Origin of the sequence: Alkalibacterium gilvum, assembly GCF_900109085.1 — a bacterium.
GTDB lineage: Bacteria > Bacillota > Bacilli > Lactobacillales > Carnobacteriaceae_A > Alkalibacterium > Alkalibacterium gilvum.
In genome coordinates this window covers 36,954-62,197 of the sequence record NZ_FNYW01000001.1, presented here as the reverse complement: position 1 = coordinate 62,197, position 25,244 = coordinate 36,954, and the positions used below count along the sequence as shown (strand labels likewise).

At 34.8% G+C, this 25,244-nt stretch carries 22 protein-coding genes and 1 riboswitch; of the genes, 1 reads left to right on the top strand and 21 read right to left on the bottom strand.

Annotated elements, in window-relative coordinates:
• Positions 1-62 precede the first annotated feature (62 nt).
• From cmk to BMX83_RS00190, 20 genes are all read right to left on the bottom strand, one after another.
• A complete protein-coding gene (cmk, locus tag BMX83_RS00285) occupies positions 63-734 on the bottom strand; it encodes a (d)CMP kinase (protein ID WP_091631718.1) in 672 nt (223 codons plus the stop codon).
• A gap of 24 nt (positions 735-758) precedes the next feature.
• Entirely contained in the window at positions 759-1,484 is a 726-nt protein-coding gene (locus BMX83_RS00280) for a LysM peptidoglycan-binding domain-containing protein (RefSeq protein ID WP_177170434.1), read from the bottom strand.
• 49 nt (positions 1,485-1,533) lie between these two features.
• Positions 1,534-2,991: a RecQ family ATP-dependent DNA helicase gene (locus BMX83_RS00275; RefSeq protein WP_177170433.1), complete on the bottom strand. Its 1,458-nt coding sequence runs from the start codon at positions 2,989-2,991 to the stop codon at positions 1,534-1,536.
• A complete protein-coding gene (locus BMX83_RS00270) occupies positions 2,984-4,036 on the bottom strand; it encodes a helix-turn-helix domain-containing protein (protein WP_091631710.1) in 1,053 nt (350 codons plus the stop codon). Before BMX83_RS00270 ends, BMX83_RS00275 begins: the two co-directional genes overlap by 8 nt.
• Before the next feature lie 161 nt (positions 4,037-4,197).
• Positions 4,198-4,806 carry an ECF transporter S component gene (locus tag BMX83_RS00265; RefSeq protein ID WP_091631707.1) on the bottom strand — a complete coding sequence of 203 codons (609 nt, stop codon included), beginning with the start codon at positions 4,804-4,806 and terminating at the stop codon, positions 4,198-4,200.
• A 157-nt stretch (positions 4,807-4,963) separates the two neighbouring features.
• Positions 4,964-5,081, bottom strand: a riboswitch (FMN riboswitch).
• An 84-nt stretch (positions 5,082-5,165) separates the two neighbouring features.
• Positions 5,166-6,989 (bottom strand): ATP-binding protein, encoded by a 1,824-nt coding sequence (locus BMX83_RS00260; RefSeq protein WP_177170432.1) that lies wholly within the window; start codon positions 6,987-6,989, stop codon positions 5,166-5,168.
• 4 nt (positions 6,990-6,993) lie between these two features.
• A complete protein-coding gene (locus BMX83_RS00255; protein WP_272980603.1) occupies positions 6,994-7,737 on the bottom strand; it encodes a response regulator transcription factor in 744 nt (247 codons plus the stop codon).
• Positions 7,738-7,852: 115 nt separating this feature from the next.
• Complete coding sequence (locus tag BMX83_RS00250; RefSeq protein ID WP_091631701.1) at positions 7,853-8,578, bottom strand: pseudouridine synthase; 726 nt, start codon at positions 8,576-8,578, stop codon at positions 7,853-7,855.
• 11 nt (positions 8,579-8,589) lie between these two features.
• A complete protein-coding gene (gene scpB / locus BMX83_RS00245; protein WP_091631699.1) occupies positions 8,590-9,144 on the bottom strand; it encodes an SMC-Scp complex subunit ScpB in 555 nt (184 codons plus the stop codon).
• A gap of 25 nt (positions 9,145-9,169) precedes the next feature.
• Positions 9,170-9,907 (bottom strand): segregation/condensation protein A, encoded by a 738-nt coding sequence (locus BMX83_RS00240; protein ID WP_091631696.1) that lies wholly within the window; start codon positions 9,905-9,907, stop codon positions 9,170-9,172.
• Positions 9,908-9,928: 21 nt separating this feature from the next.
• Positions 9,929-10,294, bottom strand: coding sequence for a GNAT family N-acetyltransferase (locus BMX83_RS00235; RefSeq protein WP_091631693.1), 366 nt, complete (start codon positions 10,292-10,294; stop codon positions 9,929-9,931).
• A 15-nt stretch (positions 10,295-10,309) separates the two neighbouring features.
• Positions 10,310-11,644 (bottom strand): diaminopimelate decarboxylase, encoded by a 1,335-nt coding sequence (gene lysA / locus BMX83_RS00230; RefSeq protein ID WP_245746597.1) that lies wholly within the window; start codon positions 11,642-11,644, stop codon positions 10,310-10,312.
• Positions 11,645-11,815: 171 nt separating this feature from the next.
• The gene (locus BMX83_RS00225) at positions 11,816-12,637 is read right to left on the bottom strand and encodes a purine-nucleoside phosphorylase (protein ID WP_091631691.1); all 822 of its coding nucleotides are present in this window, start codon (positions 12,635-12,637) and stop codon (positions 11,816-11,818) included.
• Positions 12,638-12,660: 23 nt separating this feature from the next.
• Positions 12,661-13,830, bottom strand: a complete 1,170-nt coding sequence (gene deoB / locus BMX83_RS00220) for a phosphopentomutase (protein ID WP_091631689.1) — start codon at positions 13,828-13,830, stop codon at positions 12,661-12,663.
• A 115-nt stretch (positions 13,831-13,945) separates the two neighbouring features.
• Positions 13,946-14,845 (bottom strand): site-specific tyrosine recombinase XerD, encoded by a 900-nt coding sequence (xerD, locus tag BMX83_RS00215; protein ID WP_091631686.1) that lies wholly within the window; start codon positions 14,843-14,845, stop codon positions 13,946-13,948.
• Positions 14,846-14,855: 10 nt separating this feature from the next.
• Positions 14,856-15,737: a S1-like domain-containing RNA-binding protein gene (locus tag BMX83_RS00210; RefSeq protein WP_091631683.1), complete on the bottom strand. Its 882-nt coding sequence runs from the start codon at positions 15,735-15,737 to the stop codon at positions 14,856-14,858.
• A gap of 151 nt (positions 15,738-15,888) precedes the next feature.
• Positions 15,889-17,646, bottom strand: coding sequence for a pyruvate kinase (gene pyk / locus BMX83_RS00205; protein ID WP_091631680.1), 1,758 nt, complete (start codon positions 17,644-17,646; stop codon positions 15,889-15,891).
• Positions 17,647-17,708: 62 nt separating this feature from the next.
• Complete coding sequence (pfkA, locus tag BMX83_RS00200; RefSeq protein WP_091631677.1) at positions 17,709-18,671, bottom strand: 6-phosphofructokinase; 963 nt, start codon at positions 18,669-18,671, stop codon at positions 17,709-17,711.
• A gap of 192 nt (positions 18,672-18,863) precedes the next feature.
• Complete coding sequence (gene dnaE / locus BMX83_RS00195; RefSeq protein ID WP_091631674.1) at positions 18,864-22,172, bottom strand: DNA polymerase III subunit alpha; 3,309 nt, start codon at positions 22,170-22,172, stop codon at positions 18,864-18,866.
• Positions 22,173-22,278: 106 nt separating this feature from the next.
• Positions 22,279-22,620, bottom strand: coding sequence for a metal-sulfur cluster assembly factor (locus BMX83_RS00190; protein ID WP_091631672.1), 342 nt, complete (start codon positions 22,618-22,620; stop codon positions 22,279-22,281).
• 184 nt (positions 22,621-22,804) lie between these two features.
• On the opposite strand from BMX83_RS00190, the gene BMX83_RS00185 reads away from it, so the two are divergent.
• On the top strand, positions 22,805-23,617 hold the full coding sequence (locus tag BMX83_RS00185; protein ID WP_091631669.1) for a Cof-type HAD-IIB family hydrolase: 813 nt from the start codon (positions 22,805-22,807) through the stop codon (positions 23,615-23,617).
• A gap of 128 nt (positions 23,618-23,745) precedes the next feature.
• Here the strand turns inward: BMX83_RS00185 and BMX83_RS00180 are convergent, their stop codons facing one another.
• Positions 23,746-25,236 carry a phytoene desaturase family protein gene (locus tag BMX83_RS00180; RefSeq protein ID WP_091631666.1) on the bottom strand — a complete coding sequence of 497 codons (1,491 nt, stop codon included), beginning with the start codon at positions 25,234-25,236 and terminating at the stop codon, positions 23,746-23,748.
• Positions 25,237-25,244: the final 8 nt, after the last annotated feature.

Sequence of the window (25,244 nt, the reverse complement as noted above, 5' to 3'; positions counted from 1 at the left end):
ATTGTACCGAATATATAAAATAATTTCCACTAAAACATACTATATTGTGCGAGAACTGTTAATTAAATCTTTTGAATCAACTTTTTTATTTCATTTACGACGTCATCTATAGACAGTTTTGTTGTATCGATTCTGAAGGCATCTTCTGCTTGTTTTAAAGGTGATGAGTCCCGTGTCGAATCTTTGTAGTCTCTTTCAGCAATATCTTTTTTAAGTTGATCGATATCAGAAAAAATACCCTTTTCTTTATTTTCTTTATGCCGTCGCTCAGCTCTTTCTTTCACACTGGCAACTAAAAATATCTTGAGATCCGCATCTGGCAAGACCACCGTACCAATATCACGACCGTCCATGACAACGCCATTATTCGAGGCCATATCCTGTTGGCGTTTCACCATTAAGACACGTACTTCTGGATGTGCTGCAACTACTGAAACAGTATTAGTTACATTATTATCCCTTATATCGTAAGTAATGTCTCGTCCATTTAAAAATACAGACTGCCCTTTTTCATTTGGCTCAAATGTTACATCTGTCTTTTCCAACAAGTCAACAAGAGCTTTTTGATCCTTTATGTTTACATTGCTTTCCAGCGCCTGAAATGTCAATGCTCGATACATTGCCCCAGTATCGACATAAATCAAGTCCAATTCGGATGCAATCCTTTTTGCTACAGTGCTCTTTCCTGATGACGCTGGCCCATCTATGGCGATAGTTAATGTTTCGTTTTTCATTCTCTCCACACTTTCATTATCAGATTAATTTACTTGTAACTGTTGACCGATATACACTGTTTCAGTTTGAAGACCGTTAAGTTGCATCAGCTCTTCAGTACTCATGCCGTGATTTAGTGCAATACGGTACATATTATCTCCAGCTTTAACAGTATAATAAGCTGCATCTTCAGCTACTGAGTTATTTTCTTCTGTTTCAACAACTGGCTCTTCAGTCACACTTGTGTCCGAAGGTTCAGTGTTCGTTTCAGTCTGCTCTGCATTCTCTGTCGCTTCTTGATTTTCTGTTACTTCTGATTCTGATTGAGTTTCATCTGTATCTACTTCTGATTCAGTTATAGATTCCGAAGTTTTATCTGGCTCCGTATCTTCACTGGTAGACTCTTCATTTGAACCATCATCAGGTGCATTGCTGGTCTCATTATTATTTTCAGTTTCAGTTTCTTCTTCTTTGCTATCATCAGATGTTTCAGTTTCTTCTTCTTGATTATTTTGAGCTACCTGCTCTACTGAAGGACTGGATGGTTCTTCAGATAAATCATCTCTATTAACCCACCAGAAGTAGGCGGAGGTAGGAAGGATAGCAATTAACAGCAAGAAAACTACAGTGACAGTTAGTATAGGAGATATACTTTTTTCTCTTTCGCGTTTTGCTTTTCTGGATAAGGGCTCTTCTCCATTCGTTTCACTTTCTTCGTCAAAACGTTTTGACCAGAGCTCTTCCATAGATTTACGGTCTTTTTTACTCATAAGGCGACTCCTTTCAATTGATACGATACTCATTATAGCATATTTGAGATCACTTTTCTGGATGACTGCTAAAATTAAACAATTTGTTAAAAATGATCTCCCAACCTTCTTTTTTATCTATAACAGACACGTTCGGTTCAACCCTATCATAAGGTAATGACAAATTATTTCCACAATTTGAGCAGCACATTCCCTCTCTATCTTCAATTTTCTCATTGAAATATTCTAAAAGTAGCAGCCGCTTACACTTATTTGATAAAGCATAATGAACCATAACCTCTAATTGTCTTTTTTTATATCGTTTTCTTTTCTCAATAAGTTCTATCACTTGATTAACAGGTATTCTTTGCGAAATAAAATAGTTTGCCAGGCGCATTTTACTGTCGTCCTTCAGTTCTTTTAATTTTTCAGGATACTTGTACGCATATCTTAATTCAGGCTCTTCCGGGAGGGATTCTTTTTGTAACTTTTCCTGGAGATACTCATCTCCAGGTTCATATAAAAGTAGAGCAACACCGCCTTTTTTATCTCTACTCGCCCGCCCAACCTCCTGTAAATACATTTCAGGATTTGAGGGCATGTGATAATGGATAACATATCTAATGTCTGGCTTATCAATTCCCATTCCAAAAGCACTTGTCGCACATATAATATCCAATTTATTGTCTAAAAACTGTGCCTGTATTTTTTTCTTATCTTTTGTCTCTATTTCACTGTGATAGCTTTCAGCAGAAAAGTCAGTTGTTTCACGAATTATTTTTGCCATTTTTTCAGCTAGTTTTTTGCTCGAAAAATAAACAATGCCTGATGACCCAAATGTTTTAAGCGCTTCTATCAGTCTGATATTTTTATTTCCCGAGCACATTTCAACTCTAAATTGTATGGTAGGTCGATCAACTGAATAAATCACTTTTTTTATATATGATCCAATATTTAAGTTTTCAATTATTTCTTTTCTAACACTTTTCACAGCAGTTGCTGTTAGAGCCATTGTCAAAGGTTCTGATAGCTCCTGTCTTAGATCACCGATTTTCAAATAATCCGGTCTGAAATCCATTCCCCATTGAGAAATACAATGTGCTTCGTCGACAACGAGTAAAGAAATGTCTATTTTTTTTAAACGTCCCATTATTCTCTCTTGTTGCAGCATTTCTGGGGATATATATATAAATTTATATGTATCCAATAACTTTAATGCTCGTTTTTTATCATTAGCAGACATGTGACTATTTAAGGCTACTACAGATTTCTCTCCGTTTTTTTTCATGTTTTCAACTTGATCTTCCATTAAAGAAAGTAAGGGAGAAATAACAAGCGTTGTTCCTTTCATAAGGTATGATGGTAGTTGATAGCATAATGACTTTCCAGTTCCCGTAGGTAACATAACAAGGCTATGATAGCCGGTCAGGGCAGCTTCTATAGCTTCTTTCTGTCCTGGTCTTAAAGCATTAAAACCGAATTTTAGAGCGAGCATATCATAAATCTTTTTTTCCATTATTTCATTCATCATGTCTAATCCTTTCAATCTCAACTAAACGAAAAGTAAAAAAATCTAACTCTTTAATCATATCTTTTGCTTCAGAATATTTAACAGCCGAATGCTTCTCAAACAGTTCATGGCAGGCAGAATATTTTTCATAAGGGACATATCTTTTAAAGTGTGGCCAATTTAAGATCAACACGCACTCAAGGATATGTTCTTTTATTGTATTGGGCTTCAATTTTCGTATTTTTGCGACTTCATTAATCTCTTTACCTCTTTCAAGCCATTGTTTAGTAAGGTTTGCACTATAACTCAATCCTTCGTTACAGTCTTTATGCGTGCTTCTTAATAAAGAAGAAAGTAAAGGATTTATTTTTGAATCCAACGTAATGATTCGATTATTAAACTGAGTTAACCTTATGCTATACTCTTCCTGTGTATAGTTGTACTTTTCTTGGATTTGACGACTCGTTTCGCCGTGAACCATATATCCAGTAAAATGTTCAGCAATGAAATCTGCTTCATTTGCAGGTAAGTGTCTAAATAACGTGCTTAATTCTGCAGACCAGTTATAAATTAGTGTGTCCATTGGAAGAGCTTGCTTTACTAGCCATTTCTTGATTTTTATCTGGTCATTTACAGAAGAAAGGTATGGGGAGTAATTTTTATTAGAATAGCTATATTCAGATAAAATTTGTGTAATAAAAACCAGTCGATTAAAGAAAATGGGAATAGTCCCCGAATAGCTTAATTGATTTAAATTATTAAAATTTGGGAATTTTTCAAGGAATGACGATTTAACAATAAATCCTTTTTTAGTTAACCTCATATGTCCATCCGTTCGACTTAATAAGTCCTTATCAATTAAAACGCTTGTCGTCTCTTCCCATTTTTTCAACGCTATATCAGGAAAAAGACCAAACAATGCATATAGTTTGTTTTTTTCAACATTAAATAAAACAGAAGGTGTTCGCTTTGCTTTTGCAATTAAATTTAATTGTTTAGCTGATACATAGGTTTTTTCACTAAATAAGCTTAATAGATACTTAGAAAAAAAATCAATCTCCACTATATGGTTCACCTCTTTAATTTAGAATTTATTTTCATTTTCATTATAACATTACTCAATAATTATCTCAGAAAAAAACCTATTTAAATACAAGAAAAAAGGATATATTATACCTGTATAAGCGTATAGTATATCCTCTTTTAAAATTCAGTTATTATTTATTATGTTTCATTAGTCATAACAGTATGGATTGGCTTTTTTTTGAACTTCCTTTGCATTTTATCTAGCCAAGGTTTTAACTTAGTGAAAGCAACATAAAATACTAGTCCGACTAATACACCTTTTATCAAGTTGAAAGGCATGACAGCTAGCAGTAAATAAGAGCGCATAGGACCAACATCAAAGCCCATAACTGTCATGTAGGCTGGCGCAATAAAGAACCAGTTTAGAATAGACATCATCACCGTTAATGATAATGTTGATGAAACCATACTGATGACTTTATTTTTCACCGTCAAACCATATTTAGCAATAACGAGGTAAATCGGTAATGTAAACGAAATGGATGCAATGAATGCAGCGGTGTCCCCTATTGGGAAACCCATCTCCCCGCCTTTTTGAACGTAAGATAAAAGCGAGCGAATAAAGGCTATCGTAACTCCGGCAGCTGGTCCATAAACATACATACCGAATAAAACAGCGAGATCACTGAAATCTACCTTTAAAAACGGTGCGCCTGGCAGCAATGGAAACGATAGCATAGAAACCACCCAAGCGATAGACGCTAACATAGCGATTCCCACTAATTTCTGTGTTTTGTTATTTGACATAATAAATCCTCCTAAAAGGATTCATCCTACTGAGGGTGAACTTCCCTGAATTATACTGTCCTTTTATTTCCTGAAAAATGAGATAAAAAAACTCTGCTTATCCCAAAATTTCAGGAGATAAACAGAGCCATAGACAGTTTATTGTTCAGTCAAAAAGCTCCATCTTCTTTATCCAGACTATACTGTCGGTACTGGAATTACACCAGTTCAGCAATTTTACTCGCTCGTGGACTTTACCACCGGTAGGGATTTTCGCCCTGCCCCTGAAGATGAATCATACTTATTCTAATTTGACTTAATTATACCGCACAAAGATAATTTGTCAAGAGTTTGTTTCGTTTTTCACTATCCTGATTTATTTACCACTCACTTGCGTCGTACTCTCCATCTTCAACAATGGGGATATGAATAATGAAAGCTGATCCTTCTTCAAAACTTGATTCCACTTCAATAAAACCATCGTGAGCTTCTATGATGTTCTTAACTAATGATAACCCTATGCCCGTGCCTTTTGCTTTAGATATCTGATTATTTCGCGCTTTATCTGCTTTAAAGAAACGATCAAAGATGTAAGGCAAATCCTCATCTGGTATTCCAGTCCCAGTGTCTTTAACAATCATTACTATCTCATTCAATTCTTGTTCTTTAAGCAATTGTAATGTTACGACTTTTTCATCTTTATCAGTCATGCTTGTATGTCTAATTGCATTATTGACAAGATTTACAAAAACTTGATCCATCTTATCCTTATCAAGAATCTGATAAATCGTTTCTTTCGGTGCCTCCATTTGAAGTGAAACCTCGACATCGCCCGCCATTGTATCAAATCGGAAAAGTAAATTACGAAGATACGTATTTAGATTTACTTCCGTTTTTTGTAATTCGATATATCCAGCTTCCATTCGTGACAAATCAAGCATCTCATTAACCATACGATTCATCCGTTGAGATTCATCTCGTATTATTTTGGCCATTTCTTTTTTCTCTTCTATGGTTTCAGCAACATCATCAAGGATAGCCTCACTATAACCCTGTATCATAACCAGCGGAGTACGTAACTCGTGAGAAATATTATTGATAAAATCAACTCTCATTTTATCTAATCGATGTTCCTTGGTTAAGTCTTTTGTTGATACAACAAACCCCCGTAACTCCCTACTTTCTCTCTCTAGTAGCGGTAGAATCGTAACAACATAGTACGTTTCTTTCAATTCAATAGTAAATTCAACCGGAGATTTTGTGCTAAAAACATCTTTTAATTTTTCTTCAATATCAACAAAATCACTTTGCTTGGATTGTGAAGCTTCCTCAATTTGATAATGTGTTAGAAAAATCTCTCCAGTAGGATTAGATAATAAAAGGGTTTTGTCAGAATCATAATACAAAATACCTGTTTCAACATTATCTAAAATATGAGAAAGTAATTCTTTTTCCTGCTTAACCACCATTCGATTTGTTTCCAATGAATGTCCCATTTTATTCATCGCCATCGCCAGCTCTGACAAATCATCTCGACCCGAGATAGGTAGTTGATGACTGAAATCATCACGTGCATAATCAAAAGCAATATTCGTCATTGCATTAATCGGTTCAGAAACATTCCGTTTAAGGTACAAATAATAATAGAACGCAGCTAGAAGATGAGCAAGAATCAAACCGGTTAGCAAATAACTGATTCGTTTTTCTAATGTAACTAAAAAGGATAAGTCAGCCCATGAATATAATAATGCATTTTCTCCATCTATGGTCGTTGATTTGATATGAAAAACATAGGGTAAGTTAGATTCATATTCTTTGTTTTTATCGGTTCGAATAATGATATTCTCATCGGAATTAATGTTGTCTATTATCCCAGGCTCTTCCAATATTATTTTCTGTTCTTCTTCTTCAAATGGCAAAACCCATTCATCATCGTTTGATGTGTACGTATCATCTAATAACAAGGCAAAATTAACTTGAGGGTGGAAACCATTGATAGACTCAATATTTTCCAATAAAAAACGTGGATCCTTAGTTGATAAGCTCTCCACATTTTCTATGACCTGTTCATATTCATTCATATAGTTTTCTTTAATCTCACGAGAATAAAAGACCCCATAATAAATTGTTGTTATAAGGAAAGATAATAATGTTATACCAAACGTAATAAGCCAGATTCTTATAGCTACTACATTTAATTGCATACGATTACTCCTCTTCATCTGGGTATGAATTTAATTTATACCCAAGCCCCCAAACGGTTTCTATCATTTTGGATGCAACAACGGATTCTTTTTTTAATTTTTCTCTCAATCGTTTTATATGAGTATCTACGGTTCTTAAATCACCAAAGAATTCATATTTCCACACTTCCCTCAATAACTGTTCCCTACCAAATATTTGATCTGGAGAAGACATTAAGTAATGGAGCAAATCATATTCTTTTGGCGTAAGGTTAACAGATTTCCCATCCGCTGTGACTCTTCTGGAATCATTATCAATTTCCAAGTAGGGCAATGTTAAAGTATCAGATATATTTCCGTTAGATTTATTGGAAGTATCACTCTTAGTACGTTTCAATATGGCCGCAACACGTAAGACTATTTCTCGAGGACTAAATGGTTTAACAATATAGTCATCGACCCCTACTTCAAATCCCTGTATACGATTTAATTCTTCACCTTTAGCTGTAAGCATCATAATTGGCGTTTCTTTTTCTTTTCTTATTTCCTCAGCCACTTCAAGACCATCTAATTCTGGCATCATCACATCTAAAAGTATCAAATCATAATTATTTTCTAAAGCCATATCCAAAGCTTTCTTTCCATTTTCTGCTTCTTCAATAATATAATCAGCTTTCTCTAAATACATTTTAAGTAGTCTTCTAATTCTATCTTCATCATCAACTACAAGTAATTTTTTTTGATTGTCTTCATTAGTCTCGTCAGTCACGTTTAGACACTCCTCTGATTCATACTTTAGCCATTACTAGCAAACCATCATTCTAAATACGTTTAATTGATACTATTATAACTAACGGATTCAATTTCCGCCAACAAATCCACTTTTAAGCGTTATCTTTGACAAGTTGTCTCAATTTATTGACTTCAAAAGATTTAAGCTCGCGCCATTCTCCAGACTGTAATCCTTCAGTTGTTAAGAATCCATACTGTGTTCTATTTAATTTTTCAACAGGGAATCCTACTGTCTTAAGCATTTTTTTTACTTGATGATTTTTCCCTTCATGAATAGTCAACTCAACCATACTTTTGTTTTTTCTTTTATCAACATCCATTATTCTTGCCTTCGCTGGCAATGTTTTATAATCATCAATGTCTAATCCATCTTCTAATCTCTTTATAGCTTGTTTATCTATAGAACCTGTAACTTTAGCTATATAGGTTTTTTCAATACCATATTTAGGATGCGTTAACTGATTGGTCAATTCACCATCATTTGTTAGTAAAAGCACACCTGTTGTGTCATAATCTAAACGTCCGACCGGATAAACACGCTGATCAATATGATTAAAAAAATCAACCACTGTTTTTCTACCTTTAGGATCACCAACACTAGAAATGACGCCTCTCGGTTTATTTAGAACAAAATATAATGTTTGTTCTTTTGTTATTGGAATATCATTTACTTTGATCGAGTCTTTATTGCTTACATTAACACCCATCTCAGTAACGACCTTGCCGTTGACTTGTACTCTACCTTCTTTTATTAATTTCTCTGATCCTCTGCGGGAAGCAATTCCTGCGTGCGCCATTACTTTTTGTAGACGTTCCATAATATTCTCCTTTAAAATTCAGACTCTTCATCGAATAACTTTTGATTTTTTACTTTTTCTTCAATCTCTAATTCTGGTAGTTCGGTTAAATCATTCAAGCCAAAGTAATCCAGGAAGTAATCTGTCGTACCATAGAGTACTGGACGCCCTGGCGCTTCGACACGCCCGATTTCTTTAATAAGGTTTCTAAGTTTTAGTTTCTGCAAACTCGAAGATAATTGGACACCTCTAATGTCTTCAATTTCCATACGTGTGATTGGCTGCTTATAAGCAATAACCGCTAGAGTTTCAACTGATGCCTTGCTTAATTTTTTTGTCAGCGGTGACTGTGCATATTTCTCGATGACAGCTGAGAAACTCTTTTTTGTGACCAAACGAAAGGTCCCTGCAGTTTCTATTAATTTAATACCACATGCTTCATCATTTAAATAACGTTCTGAAAGTTTTGAAAGACAGTTTCTAACATGCTCTGGCGTCGAATCAGTTAACTGTGCTAGGGTATTCATGCCCATTCCCTCTTCGCCTACAGTAAATAATAATGCTTCGTATGTAGCAAGTTCTTCCATTGTAATTGAACCTTTCCTTTCTTTATCATGACCGGGATAATAAAATCTCACCAAAGCTATCAGCTTGTTTAATGTGAATTTTATTATCCTTCATCATTTCCAAGAGCGCTAGAAAGGTGACTACATATTCTCTTCTAGTTGGTTTTTTAAATAACAAGCTAAAAGGGATTTCTTGATTACTATTTTGTATTCTATCTTCCAGCCATTCAATTCTCTCATTAATTGTAATTTCTTCTAAATCAACTGTACTAGGAGCAGGATTTAGCCACTCTTTTCTTTTTAAAATAACACTAAAAGCTCCAATTAAATCTTTTAATTTCAGTTCCTCTGGTTCCATAGGTATAAATTGTTGGAATTTGGATAAATCTTCATGCGGTTTTGAATAATGCTGCTCTCTACTTTTTCTATTTTCATTTAGTTTTAAAGATGCATATTTTATTTTACGGTATTCAAGTAATTTTTTTTGAAGATCAAGTATCGTTTCTTCTTCCACATGATAGTCTTCCCCTTCTTCTTCCCATGACTCATTTCTAGGCAGAAGGAGTTGACTTTTTATCGACATTAACGTTGCTGCCATAACAAGATATTCTCCGGCAACATCTAAACGTAACAGTTGCATTGCTTGTATATAATTTAGATATTGATCTGTAATTTCCTTTATAGGGATATCATATATATCAATTTCTAGTTTATTGATTAAATGTAACAGTAAATCAAGAGGTCCTTCAAAAACATCCAGATTCACCTTCCATTTTTCATCCATAAAATCCCCTACTTTAATAATTTATTCATGATCACTATTTTTTTGCCATTTAGTAACCAGGGAAGCTGTTTCAAGCGTTCCAACAATTCTTTTAGTGGCATACATATTTTTTAGCGCAGTTAACATAGAATAGGCCATTCCTTCTTCACGGTATGAAGGATTGATAGCTATATGTCTTAAAAGAATAATCTCCTCATCCTCTTCTATTCCAATTACTCCAGCTAAATCTTTTGTTTCTTCACTTTTCCATAGAAAAAGCTGTCTATTATCTTCTTGATTATACCATTCCATTTCCTTTGTCAAACGTCCTGTATCTTTTAAATCAGCTACATAGGAAAGTAATCCCATCGTGATTTTCTGATAGTCAGCTTTATATCTGATGAGCATGAAAGCCCTCCTATTTTATTCCCAGTTTTTGATACTATTTTCTAATTTGAGATAATCTTCTACTGTTTCTCTTCGAATGGCTAAAAAGTCATTCCCATTTTCGATGAATACAACAGCAGGTTTCGTTAGTCGGTTATAGTTACTGGCCATTGCATAACCATATGCACCTGTACTAAACATAGCTAAGATGTCTCCTGGCTTTGGCTGAGGGAGTACAACATCCCACATTAGCATATCACCGCTCTCACACGCTTTGCCGGCAATAGATACCACTTCTTCGTTTAGATCTACTACTTTGTTTGCCAAAACACCACTATACTTTGCTTGATATAATGCGGGTCTTATATTATCAGCCATTCCCCCATCAACCGAAACATATTTTCTAATTTGTGGAATATCTTTTTGTGTCCCTACCGTGTAAAGAGTTGTACCGGCTTCTCCAACGATACTTCGACCTGGTTCAATCCAAATCTCTGGAAGGTTTAAATTGTTAGCCGCTGAATGTGTCCGTACAGAACGTATGATCGCTTTGGCATATTTATCCAAAGGAAGCGGAGAATCATCATCAGTATATTTTATACCAAACCCTCCTCCAACATTTAAAACTTTCAAATTGAAATCATACATTTTTTTCCATTCTGAAGCTTTTTGCAAGAGTTTTTCAATAACAATTTCATAACCTTCAACCTCAAATATTTGAGAGCCGATATGAGAATGTAATCCAATCATATTTATATTTTCAATCTCTTTTATTTGCTTAATCGCCTGATCTACTTGACCTGAAGCTAAGTCAAATCCAAATTTAGAGTCTGCTTGCCCAGTAGTAATATATTCATGTGTATGAGCTTCAACACCTGGTGTTACACGAAGTAAGATATCTATTGTAACATTTAATTCATTCACTAGTTTCTCAATCATAACAATCTCGTAAAAGTTATCAACCACTATGCATCCGATTTGCTCAGAAATAGCCGTTTTAAGCTCTTCATAAGATTTATTATTCCCGTGAAAATGAATACGACTTTTTTCAAATCCAGCTTTCAAAGCTAAATAGAGTTCTCCTCCAGATACAACATCTAAAGAGACATCTTCTTCAGCTAATACTTCAAATAACGCTAGTGAAGAAAATGCTTTACTAGCATAAGCCACTTGAGTCAAGTTTTCATACTTTGAAAAAGCATTCTTAAATGTTTTGATCTTTTCTTTAATCAAAGTAAGATCATATACATTTACAGGTGTGCCATACTTCTTAGCAATCTCAACTGCGCTGACTCCCCCGATGACTAAATGGTTTAAATCGTCAACTTTCATATTGTTCATTAATCGATTACTATAGGTATTTTTATTCATTATTTCCCACATTTCTTATTTTATTTATAGTTTACAAGATAGAAAATCATTCATGACAATCATACCTATTTACACCCAAAAAATCAAACGGCTAAATAAAAACAAAAAAGCAGAAAGCGCACACGTTTCTACACATGTACGCCTCCTGCTAATAAGAGTTGAACTCACATATTATAGTTTTTCAATTACTGACTTAACTAAACTCTTAAATGTTTCTCTAACCCGTGTTGTAACTTCTACAACTTCATCATGATTTAAATTATCTTGCATTCCTGCAGCATAGTTTGTTATGCAAGAAATCCCAGCAACTTTAAGTCCTGCATGATTTGCAATAATTACTTCTGGAACTGTAGACATGCCTACAGCATCTCCGCCTAGCGTACGAGCCATTCTAACTTCAGCAGGCGTTTCATAAGTAGGGCCAGAGAATCCCATATAAACACCTTTTTTAACATCAATATTCTGTTCTGAAGCTACTTTTTCAATAACATCTTGGTAGCCCTTGTTATACGCGCTACTCATATCAGTAAATCTTGGTCCTAAATCATTGTCATTTGGACCATGAAGTGGATTAACACCGATCATGTTGATGTGATCTGTTATAATCATTAAATCACCTGGTGTGTAGTCTTCGTTGACTCCTCCAGCAGCATTTGTGACGACTAGTGATTCAACGCCCAGTGCTTTCATTACTCTAACAGGGAATGTAACTTCTTGCATAGAATACCCTTCGTAGTAATGGAAACGTCCTTGCATTGCCAAAACTTTTTTTCCACCTAGATCTCCGTAAACGAGTTGTCCTGCATGACCTTCTACAGTTGAAACAGGAAATTCTGGAATTTCTTCGTAAGGAACAATTACAGCGTTTTCTGCTTCATTCGCAAGTTCACCTAAACCAGATCCTAGAATAAGTCCTACTTCAGGTTTGTCCATCCCTTTTTCCTTAAGAAATGTTGAAGCTTTCTCAATTGCATTAGTATAATTTTTAGTCATTCATTTTTCTCCTTTAAGTCAGTTTATTTTAATTGGTCCAAGAAACTTTCACCGAAGCCAGTGCCTTTAACACTGAAATTATCGGCGATTGTGGCACTAATATCAGCAAACAAGCCTTGTGGAATTTCTTTTCCACCTTCAAACTTCTTAGAGTAAACCAATACTGGAATATACTCTCGAGTATGATCTGTACCTGCAGCCGTTGGATCATTTCCATGGTCCGCTGTAATAATAAGAAGATCATTTTCTGAAAGTGCGTCATAAATCTCAGGTAGACGTGCATCAAAGGCTTCCAATGCGTCTCTGTAACCTTCTACGTTTCGACGGTGACCATATAAAGCATCAAAATCTACTAGGTTAGTAAAACTCATCCCAGTAAAGTCTTTATCCATAACTTTAAGGAGTTGATCAACGCCATCCATATTAGATTTTGTACGGACTGAATCTGTGATACCCTTTCCATTAAAGATATCATCAATTTTCCCTACGGCTATAACGTCTTTTCCATCATCCTTAAGAGAGTCCAATACAGTGTCGCCAAAAGGACTAAGCGCATAGTCATGACGATTACTTGTTCGATTGAAGTCACCAGGTTCTCCTAAATAAGGGCGAGCAATGATACGGCCAATCATATAAGGATCATCTTTAGTAATCTCTCTAACATATTCACAAATCTCGTAAAGCTCTTCGAGAGGTATAATGTCTTCGTGTGCAGCAATTTGAAGTACAGGATCAGCAGATGTATAAACTATTAAGTCGCCTGTTTCCATCTGATGTTCTCCAAGTTCTTCAATGATTTTTGTACCAGAAGCTGGTTTGTTACCAACCACTTTTCTTCCTGTATGTTCTTCAATCTGTTTAATTAGTTCTTCAGGAAAGCCATTTGGGAAAACTCTGAAAGGTGTTTTGATATGCAAGCCCATTAATTCCCAGTGGCCTGTCATCGTATCTTTACCAACTGATTTTTCTTCTAACTTGGTGAAATAACCCTTTGTTGACTCAACTGGATCAATTCCTTGTAATGGAGCAATATTTCCCAAACCTAATGACTGCATGTGAGGGACAGTTAGGCCTGCTGCTTCTGCAATATGGCCTAGCGTATGTGCACCTTCATCATCAAAATCTTTGGCATCTGGCGCTTCACCAATACCAACTGAATCTAAAACGATCAAATGAACACGGTCAAAACTCATAAAAAACTTCCTCCTTTAATTTTCACTTACTTTAAGAATAAATCAGTCCACCCCAAAATGCAAGAATGGTGTGAGGGTTTATGAAAGCATTTTAATGTAAGTCTTTCATAAACTATCAGGCTCTAGGATGATACGCAGTATACACATCTTTTAGTCTATGCTTAGTGATGTGCGTGTAAATTTGTGTTGTAGAAACATTAGCATGACCAAGTAACTCTTGTACGATTCTCAAATCCGCTCCATTTTCAAGTAAATGTGTCGCAAAAGAATGCCTCAAGGTATGGGGCGTAATGTTTTTTTTCAAGCCAGCTTTTTGTGCTATTTTTTTTATATTCTTCCATACTCCTTGTCTACTCAATGGCATTCCACGTGAATTCAAAAATACAACAGCCGTATTTTGATTAGATTTTTTTAGTAATTGTTCCCGACTTTGAGTCATATAATAATCAAGCCACTTACATCCTTCTTCGCCTATTGGAATTAGACGTTCTTTGTTCCCTTTACCAACAATTTGGATTAGTTTCATGGACAAGTGAATATCATTTGTTGTCAACTCTATTAACTCTGTTATCCTCAGGCCCGTTGCATACATTACTTCAAGTATTGCACGATCTCTTATTCCGAGAGGCTTAGAGGTGTCCGGCGTCTGTAATAACTGATCTATCTGTTGCATTGAAACGATTTTAGGCAAACTGTCAGCTTTTTTGGGTGTTTTTACGTACTGCATTGGATCATCCTGTGTGTAACCCTCTTGTTTTAAATACTGATGGAATTTTCTCACACTTGAAAACATACGTATGATTGTATTGTCAGCTTTTTTTAATTCTTTTTGGGCACTAAAGTATTCAAGAATGAGATAGCGGTCAATCACCTGAAATGATTCTATTTTATTTTTATTAAGATAATCGATATATTGATTTATGTCTCTTTTATAACTATTTACAGTGTTAATAGATAAACCTTTTTCAATTTTTAAAAAAACGAGATAATCTTCAAACGGTTCTTGATTGATCATGAATTCAACCTCATTTGTTAATATCTTGATCCTCTTTATAATCTTCTTTCAATTTTGTACCTTCTTCATCTTGATACACAAAGTTTTTCTTCATTAATCGTCCAACAGCTCGCTTAAATTGTCCTTTACTGATACCAAACTGCTTTTTTATTTCCTCAGGATCTGTTTTGTTGTGAAAGGGAATACTGCCGTCTTCAGAACGTTTCAACATTTCAAGTAGCATCAGCGCGTCATCTTCAATAACTTCATGTGCTCTCGGCTGCATTGATGCATATAAAACTCCGTCTTCTCTAATGCCAACTACTCGACAGGATACATTTTGACCTAATCGAGGCTCTTTATCACGTTCACTCGGATGAACAAATAAAATGTTTTTATCTTCGGTAATTAAATACGTTCCACTCTTTTTGAGATGAAATACGGTGCCTAATAAATCTTGATTATGCATATCTTTTGTACCTTGAATATATTCCGCAAAAAATTTCTCCTCGTCAGCCAAATCTCCCCATATACGTTTTTTATCATCCACTTTTATTGATAAAAATAGTACGTCACCTTCTCTGGGCCAGAGGCGTCCTTCTGCTGGCAAATCATCCATTGATACTACAACATCTTTATCCTGCCAACCCACATCTACAAATACACCTAGTTTTCTGTTTACCTTAACAACTGTGCCCCAACCAAATGCATCTTTATTGATTTCAGGGATTTCAGTTGTAAATACTGCATTATCTTGTTTATCGGTATATACAAAACCTTTCAGTGTGTCACCTATTGTTACATCATTATCAGAAATAATTTTATAGGTAATACCATTCTTTTGAACGAATGCTTCTTTTTCATTTTGATCTATAACAATTGCTGTTATTGTTGTTGCCATATCGTTAGTCATTTCAAACTCCTTTGTCATTTCTTTAAAATAAAAACTGAGACAATGATTGAATGATATTTGGAAGGCAATTAAACATACCCTCCCTAAGAATTCTATCAACCACTGTCTCAGTTATAACTTATTCTTCTAGTTTACTTGTAAATTTTATACTTTAAATTGCGGTTGTTGCACCACGATAAATAATACCACGACGTGCATCCACTGTGATTAACTCATCTTGGTTAATTAAATCTGTTGAACTTTCAGCAGAAACAATTACTGGAATACCCATAGCAATACCAATAACTGCGGCATGAGATGTTAATCCACCCTGTTCAACAACGATTGCTGAAGATTTTTCAATTGCAGGAAGATAGTCTTTGTCTGTGCTCTTCACAACTAATATTCCGCCTTCTACAGCACGTTCAAGAGCTTCTTCAGCTGTCTTGGCAACAATCGCTTTACCAATAACAGACTCTGATCCAATCCCTTGTCCGCTTGTTAGTTTAGATCCAATTAATTGAATTTTCATAACGTTAGTTGTACCGCGCTCGCCAACAGGAACTCCGGCAGTAATTAAGATCAAGTCGCCTTCTTTAGCGAAACCTTTATCAACAGTTGTTTGAGTAGCTAAATTAAACATATCATCTGTAGAAGTTGGTTTGTCAGCTACAGTTGGTTGAACCCCCCATTGAAGCGCTAAACCGCGTGCTGTTTCTTCGCTGAATGTAACAGCTAGAATATCAGCTTTAGGTCTGAATTTAGAAATCATACGTGCTGTATGTCCTGATTCAGTTGCCGCAACAATTGTATGGATGTTTAGATTTTTAGCTGTATGACCTACTGCTTGACCGATTGCTTCTGTCATATCAGTTTGATCAAATGATTTTAGTGCAAATGCATCTTGATTAACAAGTGATGATTCAGTACGAATAGCAATGTTATACATTGTTTTCACTGCTTCTACAGGATAATCTCCGGCAGCTGTCTCGCCAGATAGCATGATAGCATCTGTCCCATCAAAAATAGCATTCGCAACGTCTGAAGCTTCCGCTCTTGTAGGACGAGGGTTCACTTGCATTGAGTCCAACATTTGTGTAGCAGTAATAACTGGCTTACCAGCATTATTACACATAGAAATCATACGTTTTTGAACGATTGGCACGTCCTCTGTCGGGATTTCAACACCTAGGTCTCCACGAGCGACCATCAAACCATCTGCAATCGCAAGAATCTCTTCTAGGTTATCTACACCCTCTTGGTTCTCAATTTTTGGAATGATTTGGACATGCATTTTGTCTTCTTTTTCTAAAATTTCAGTGATCTCTAGAATGTCAGAAGGACGTCTAATGAAAGATGCTGCAATATAATCAATATTATTATCTAATCCAAATTGAATATCAGCACGGTCTTTCTCTGTTAAACCAGGTAGATTTACAGAAACACCAGGAACGTTTACGCCTTTTTTGTTTTTCAAAACACCTGTATTTTGAGCTACTGTCACAATTTCACCTTTGTCGTGCTCAAGGTCAGTAACCTGAAGGTTGATTAATCCATCATCCAGAAGAATACTTGATCCAGGAGTTACGTCATTAATTAAATCCGCATAAGTAACTGAGAATTTTTCTTTTGTGCCTTCAACTTCTGTCATAGAAATACGTACTGTATCACCTTTTGTTAAAGTGATTGCTCCGTCTTTCATATTATTTGTTCTAATCTCTGGTCCTTTGGTATCAAGCATAATACCAACCATTTTACCTGTTTTTTCTGAAGCTTTACGAATATTCTTGATACGTGCAAGGTGTTCTTCAAAGTCACCATGAGAAAAGTTCAAACGTGCAACGTTCATTCCTGATTCGATTAATTTGACTAATGTATCTAACGATTCACTAGCAGGTCCTATGGTACAAACAATTTTTGTTTTTTTCATACAATAACACTCCTATATAATTTTATAATTATTATTTAAATAGTTAAACATATCTTTTAGACTTAATTAGAGATTTCTTCATTCAATTTGTAAAGATCAAGATTAGGTTTATGCTCTAAATTATCCAAGGTATCAATAATTTCTCTTTCAACAAATTTTTCATTGTCTAGACCAATACAGACACCGCCGCGACCGTCCTTAAGAACTTCAACAGCTTTCGCTCCAAATTGAGATGCCAAGACTCTATCTCTTGCCGTTGGCGACCCCCCTCTTTGCACATGACCTAGAACAGTTACTCTAACATGGAAGTTATCGATTGAATCAAGTTTTTCAGCGAATTCCTGTCCATCCATAACTCCTTCAGCCAATACGATGATGGAATGCTTTTTACCTTTTTCTCGTCCTCTTCGTATGTTTTCAGCTACTTCAGTTATGTCAAAATCTTTTTCTGGAATAATGATTTGCTCAGCTCCACTGGCAACACCCGCCCATAGAGCAATGTCCCCTGCGTCTCTCCCCATAACTTCAATAACAAACGTACGAATATGTGAGGTGGCTGTATCTCTTATTCTATCCAATGCTTCAAGTACTGTATTGATTGTTGTATCAAAACCAATCGTATAATCTGTACCTGCAATGTCGTTATCGATTGTACCTGGAACGCCGACACAAGGAAATCCGTGTTTAGTTAAAGCGTAAGCTCCTCTATAAGAACCATCTCCACCAATTACAACTAAACCTTCAATACCGAATCGCTTAAGTTGCTCAATTCCTTTTAATTGACCTTCTTCTGTAGCAAACTGTGGGTAACGTGCAGAGTAAAGGAATGTTCCTCCACGTTGAATCATATCGCCGACATCTCTTCTGGTCAATTTTCTAATATCACCAGCAACAAGCCCAGCAAAACCATAATTCACTCCGTAAACTTCCATATCTTCGTAGAGTGCTTTCCGAACAACCGCGCGAATAGCAGCGTTCATCCCCGGAGCATCTCCTCCACTTGTAAGAACTCCAATTCTTTTCATCCAACATCACCTTCAATACAAATTTTCTTTCCATATTTAATTGACATGCGATAAAACATGTCTAGATTTCTTGAGGAAAGATTTTACTCAAGAAATCTTTAAATCATCATTAAAAATATATCCACTTCTTATCTTATCATGTTTTTATTGACTTGTCTTATAAAATACAAATATCCCATAAGATTCTTACCATTATCTTAAAACGACGTTATTTTTACCTAATATTTTCTTCATGGCATTGATTGTAGCTGCATCTTTATTGAATCGAAAGGTGGATTTTAGTTTTTCTTTTTTATTCAATGATTGATCATACACTATCACATCGGTATCACCTTGATGATTGTTCAGTAATGTCAGAATGTCATTGAACTTCCTTCTGTCCTCTTTTAGATTTTCAAATCTTAAATACAGACGTGCCTGATTCTTTGGTTCCAAGGATTCAGGTTTTCTCAGAGAATCCACCAATATATTCCATTTATTTTTTTTGAATTCAACTTTTCCTTTTACTATAAACAATTTATTTTTTTGCAATTCTTTAGCATATTTACGATAGTTATCAGGAAATAAGACACCCGTTGCTTCTCCAGACGCATCAGTCATTTCAACAAATGCCATAGGCTCCCCTCTTTTAGTCTGTATTTTTTTTATTTCCTCGACAGACATGAGATACATTTGCACCCTGTTTTGAATTGAATCATTAATAAAAGTGATGTCATTTTTTTTTATCATGTCCATATATTTCTCTGTAGGATGACCGGATAGATAATAGCCCGTCACTTCGAATTCTTGCTTTAATTTTTCTTCAAGACTATATTCATCTTTTTTTTGTATTTTAGGTGCCAAAGATTCAAACAACTCAATATTCCCATTACTCATATTCACACTATTAAGCATTGATTCTAGTGATTCTACCATCGTTCGGCGGTTGTAACTCATTTGATCAAAACTACCGACTTGAATTAAAGGAAGTAAGTAGCGTTCTTTCCTCCACCGTTCATCAATAGTATTGATGAATGACAGTAAATCTTCAAAATCGCCGTATTTGTTTCTCAAATATAAAATGTGTTGAATGAAATCTTTTCTTAAGCCTTTCAATGTATTTAATCCAAAAATTATGTTTTCATTCGCCACTTTGAAGTTTGCATCGCTTTTATTGATATCTGGATGAATCAGTTGGATACCACTTTGTTTTGCCTCAAGCATATATGACTTTAATTTATCTTTATTGTTTGACGACGCCCGCATAAGTGAAACGAAAAAAACTGCTGGAAAATTAGCTTTAAAATACGCTAATTGGAACGCAAGTTTTGAATAAGAAACAGCATGAGATCTATTGAATCCATAATCTGCAAAACGCTCGATATGTGTATAAATTTGACTAGCCGTCTCCTCATCATAGCCTTTATTGTTGGCTCCCGCAACAAATTGCTTGCGCCCTGCATCTATCTCTTTTTTTATTTTTTTTGATATCGCTCGTCTTAAAATATCAGCCTCAGATAAGCTGTATCCAGCGATTTCTTTCGCAACTTTCATAACCTGTTCCTGGTATATCATAACTCCATTGGTCACTTCGAGAATATCTTTTAAATCTTCATGAATGTATTTAATCTTCTCTTGACCATTTTTTCTTTTTATATATAAATCAATCTGTTCCATAGGTCCCGGTCTATAAAGGGCGTTTACAGCTACAATATCTTCAAAGGTTGTTGGCTTTAATTTTCTTAAAACACGACGTATTCCACTTGATTCAAATTGAAAAACACCTTTAGTATTTCCATCTTTAAATAAATCAAGTGTAGGTTGATCATCTAATGGAATGCTCGCTAATTTCTCCTTAACCTTCCCCTTCAACTGTTTTGTGTTTTTTAAACAATCTGAGAGAATTGATAGATTTTTCAGACCTAAAAAATCCATTTTCAATAGACCAACTGTTTCAACATCGTTCATAGTATATTGTGTAAGAGGCATAGCGCCATTCCCCTCCTGTAAAGGGGCAGTCTCTATCAGAGGTTCTTTAGAAATAACAACACCGGCTGCATGTGTTGAAACATGCCTAGGTAAGCCTTCAATATCTATAGCATTTTTAAAGATCATTTTATGTTTATCACTATTATTTACAAGTGTACGCAATTTTTCTGAATCGTTATAGGCTTTTTTCAAAGTGATTCCTAATTTGTTTGGAATTGCATCAGACCATTTCTTTTGTTCATCGGTAGATAGGCCGAACACACGCCCTGTATCACGAATTGCCATCTTAGCTGCAAATGTTCCAAAGGTTGCAATTTGAGCAACGTGATTTGCACCGTATTTATTCAATACATATTTCAAGATACTTTCTCTTTTATCATCTGGAAAATCTAAATCGATATCAGGCATGGTATATCTTTCTTCATTTAGGAAACGGTCAAAAAGTAAATCATAAGCAACCGGATCGACATCAGTAATATTCAGTACATAAGAAACAAGGGATCCCGCTGCAGACCCTCGCCCTGCCCCAGTCACTATTTCATTTTGATGAGCATACTTCATAACATCCCATACAATTAAAAAGTAATCAGCAAAACCCATTTTTATTATAGTACTAAGTTCTTTTTCAATTCTTTTATCATATATGCTAGAGTGATCGGGAAGTTTTTCATTCAAACGAGAATGAACAATTTCCTTTAAGTATTCTGCTGAGCTCATTTGTTTGGGCGTATCAAATTGTGGTAATGTACTTTTCCACTCTAGATTTAAGTCTATAGATTTTGATATAGTTACAGTTCGTTTTAAAGCATCATTTAAATTATTTTTTTTATATTTTTCGATCACTATTTCAGGCTTTTGTAAATAAAACGAAGAAGATGTACTTTTATAATTCCGGTACTCAATCGTTTCCTGTTCCTTTATAGCATTTAGAACATCAATGGACATAGTACTTGTTTCATCAATTGAATTAATAGGCTCGCTGACAACTACTGGAATTGATATCTCCTCTGATAATCGAATAATGTTTTTTGTTTTTTCAATAGTATCATTGGTAAGGGCAATGCCTAAATATACATGCTTAATTATTTTTTTTATATCTTTTAAAATTACTGTTACTCGTTCAGATGTTTCACTAAGGTAATTATTTAAGCTTCCAAAATCAATAACAGCTGTTATATTACCAATATGTTCTTGCAATATATTGGGTGTGATTTTTTCATGATTAACTTTTATTTTACTCGACAATGCGAGGAGTTGTTTATATCCAGATGCATTTTCAGCTAGCAGTACGATAGATAAGCCTTCATCTGACTCTGTATCCTCATATATATTGACGGTTAAACCAATAATTGGTTTTATACCATGCTTTTTTGCTTCCAAGTAAAATTCGACCGCTCCATGCATGACTTCGTAATCACTCAATGCGAGGCTGGTGTATCCTAGTTTTTTAGCTTTAGATACAAGTTCAGGAATCTTTATATTGCTTTCTAATAGAGAATAAGCACTTATTGTCTGTAAAGGAACAAAATCCATGAATAAATTCACCTCTTGACATTTATATTCTAACTCTTATTATACCAGTAAAAAACTCTCAATAAAGGGTCAGGATGAATTTCCTTAACGTTATTGAGAGCATTCTTTATCTTATTCCTAAAGCAATTCGTGCATATCTACTCATTCTAGAAGGATCCCAAGCAGGGTACCACACTAATTTTACCTGAGTCTCTTTTATATCAGAAATAGGTTTCACTGCATTGAGTATATCGTCAGTGATAACATCAGCCAATGGACATCCAATGGTGGTTAAGGTGATTTTGATTTCACAAAAGCCTCCATCGAATAAATCAACTTCATATACTAAACCTAAATTAACGATATCAATCCCTAGTTCGGGATCGATAACTTTCTCCAATGCTTCCATAATCTGCTCTTTAATATCTACAATTTTCTGTTCAGTCCATTCTGTTTTCTTTTCCCTCATAAGAAAACCTCCTCACACTTCTATGTTAACATATTTTGTTCTTTTGAATCATAATTTTTTTGTTTTCAATCATATGATGGGATTCGTTATCAAAAACGAACCGTTTTAACTATTATACTTTTCTATCCAGCTTTGGTATACTGGTTTAGATACACAAAAGCGATTTTTAAAAGGATGATATAATATGCAAAAAAAATTAATTGCGTTGGACTTAGACGGGACGACTTTAAACAATCAGTCTCAAATAACAAAAGAAACACAGTACATCATAGAGAAACTAAAAAAAGAGGGTCATATTGTTTCTATTATCACCGGAAGACCTTATCGTAACAGTCACTACTACTATAAACAGCTGACATTAGATACGCCTATTGTAAACTTTAACGGTGCGTGGATGCATAATCCTTCTCAAAAATCTTTTAATCATGGTTATCATAAAACTCTGAGTAAAGACCTTGCCTTATCTATGCTTTCTCTGAAAGATAATCCTGATGTTCAATTAATAGCGGCAGAATCTCAAACATCTATTTATATTGAAGGAGAATATATACCATATCCAGATTTTTTCCCTGAAGGCATTCAAATGAGTAAGCAATTAAGGCCAGACATTCTTCAAGAAGATCCTACTTCTATTGGTGTATTTACAACGACTTCAAATTATCAGAAAAAAATTGAGCAGAGTATTATAGAAAAATATAAAGGTTCAGTTGAAGTACGCATGTGGGGTGGCACTACTCCTTGTCTTGAAGTAGTTGCAGCAGGTGTACAAAAGGCTATGGGATTAGAACGTATCGCAGATTACTATAATGTCAGCAGAGAAAACATTTTGGCTTTTGGTGATCAAGAAAATGATTACGAAATGATTGAGTATGCTGGGCACGGGGTTGTTATGTCGAATGGAACAAAACGATTAAAAAGCATAAGTAATGATATAACACAAAGAACTAACGATGAGAACGGATTAGCAGATTACTTGAAAGACTACTTTAAATTATAAGACGTCAAAAAGAGCCAGGAATATAAAATTTGGCTCTTTTTTTCATATATTTAAAGTGAAATTAATAAACTTTAACAATTCAATGTGCACAAATCCGAAAAAGCTAAAGTCGTTTCTATTCACCTATATTACTTATCATCTTTCATTAATTCTTCAGTCGCTATTTTAGCCGAGGTCAATACAATTGGAACGCCTGCACCTGGATGCGTACTGCTGCCAGTAAAATATAGCTTCTCTGTGTGCTTGGCCTTTGCCTGCGGTCTAAAATGATTACTTTGTCTTAATGTTGGTCTTAATCCAAAGGTTGCACCATTATACGCATTAAAATCTTGTTCAAAGTCTACCGGAGTCATGTAACTTTCGGATATGATGTCCTCTTCTATTGTTTCAAAACCGTCAATTGTTTTAAGCTTATTCAGTATTTGATTACGATAATAATTTTTCGTTTCTTCTGTCCATTTATACTTTGCGGTAGCCAAATCAGAAACGGGCAGTAAAATATATAGGCCATCTTTATTTTCAGGCGCTAAGTCTTTATCCATTTTTGAAGCTATATAGACATAGAATGAACCATTATCTAATAAATTACCCTCAAAAATAGCCTCTAGATTTTGATCAAGATCTTGTGAGAAAATAAAGTTATGCACATGTTCGACTTCATTATATTTCTTATTCAATCCCAAATACATAACAAAGCAAGAACATGAGTATTTCATACTCACTATTTTCTTATCTGTGTACTTTCCTTTGGCTTTTTTATCTTTTATCAAATTTTTCATGGCATAAGGGAAATCCGCATTACACATCACGTAATCAGAAATAATTTTCTCCCCATTTACTTTAATACCTGTTGCTTTTTTATCTTCAATCACGATTTCATCAACGGGTGAATTGTAATTTATCTTTCCACCTAACTCTAGAAACAATTGTTCCATTGAGCTGGCCATTGTGTGCATGCCGCCTTTTATAAACCATATACCATATAAATATTCTATCATAGGTATAATGGTATATAGAGATGGGCCATTATTTGGTGATATCCCTATATATAGCGTTTGAAAACTTAGTATTTGCTGAAGACGTTTGTCTTTAACAAATTTCGCAATAGAATGATTGGCACTATCAAATGTTTTTAATTTCAAAGCTTGATGAATCATAAAGGGATTATAAAAATCACTAGCATGTCTAAATGGACGTTCAATAAAATATTTTTTTGCAACGAGAAAACGATCATAAATATCTTTTAAATAAGCAAGAAAACCACTTGCATCTTCCTCACTAATTCCTTCAAGCTGATCTATAATTTTAACCAAATCTGAAGAAACATCAATGCGTTCATTCTCAAAATAAGCAGAATACATAGGATCAAGTCGTGTCATTGGAATATAATCATCTGGATTACGTCCAGCAATTTCAAAAACTTCTTTGAAAATTTCAGGCATCATTACAATACTTGGACCAACATCAAATGTAAAACCATCTTTTTTAATTTGGTTCATTTTTCCACCTGGTAATGATTCTTTTTCATAAAGAGTCACAATATAGCCTTCGTTCTGCAATCGGATAGCACTTGCCAACCCGGCTACGCCAGCGCCTACGACACTAACTATTTTTCCCATTTAATATC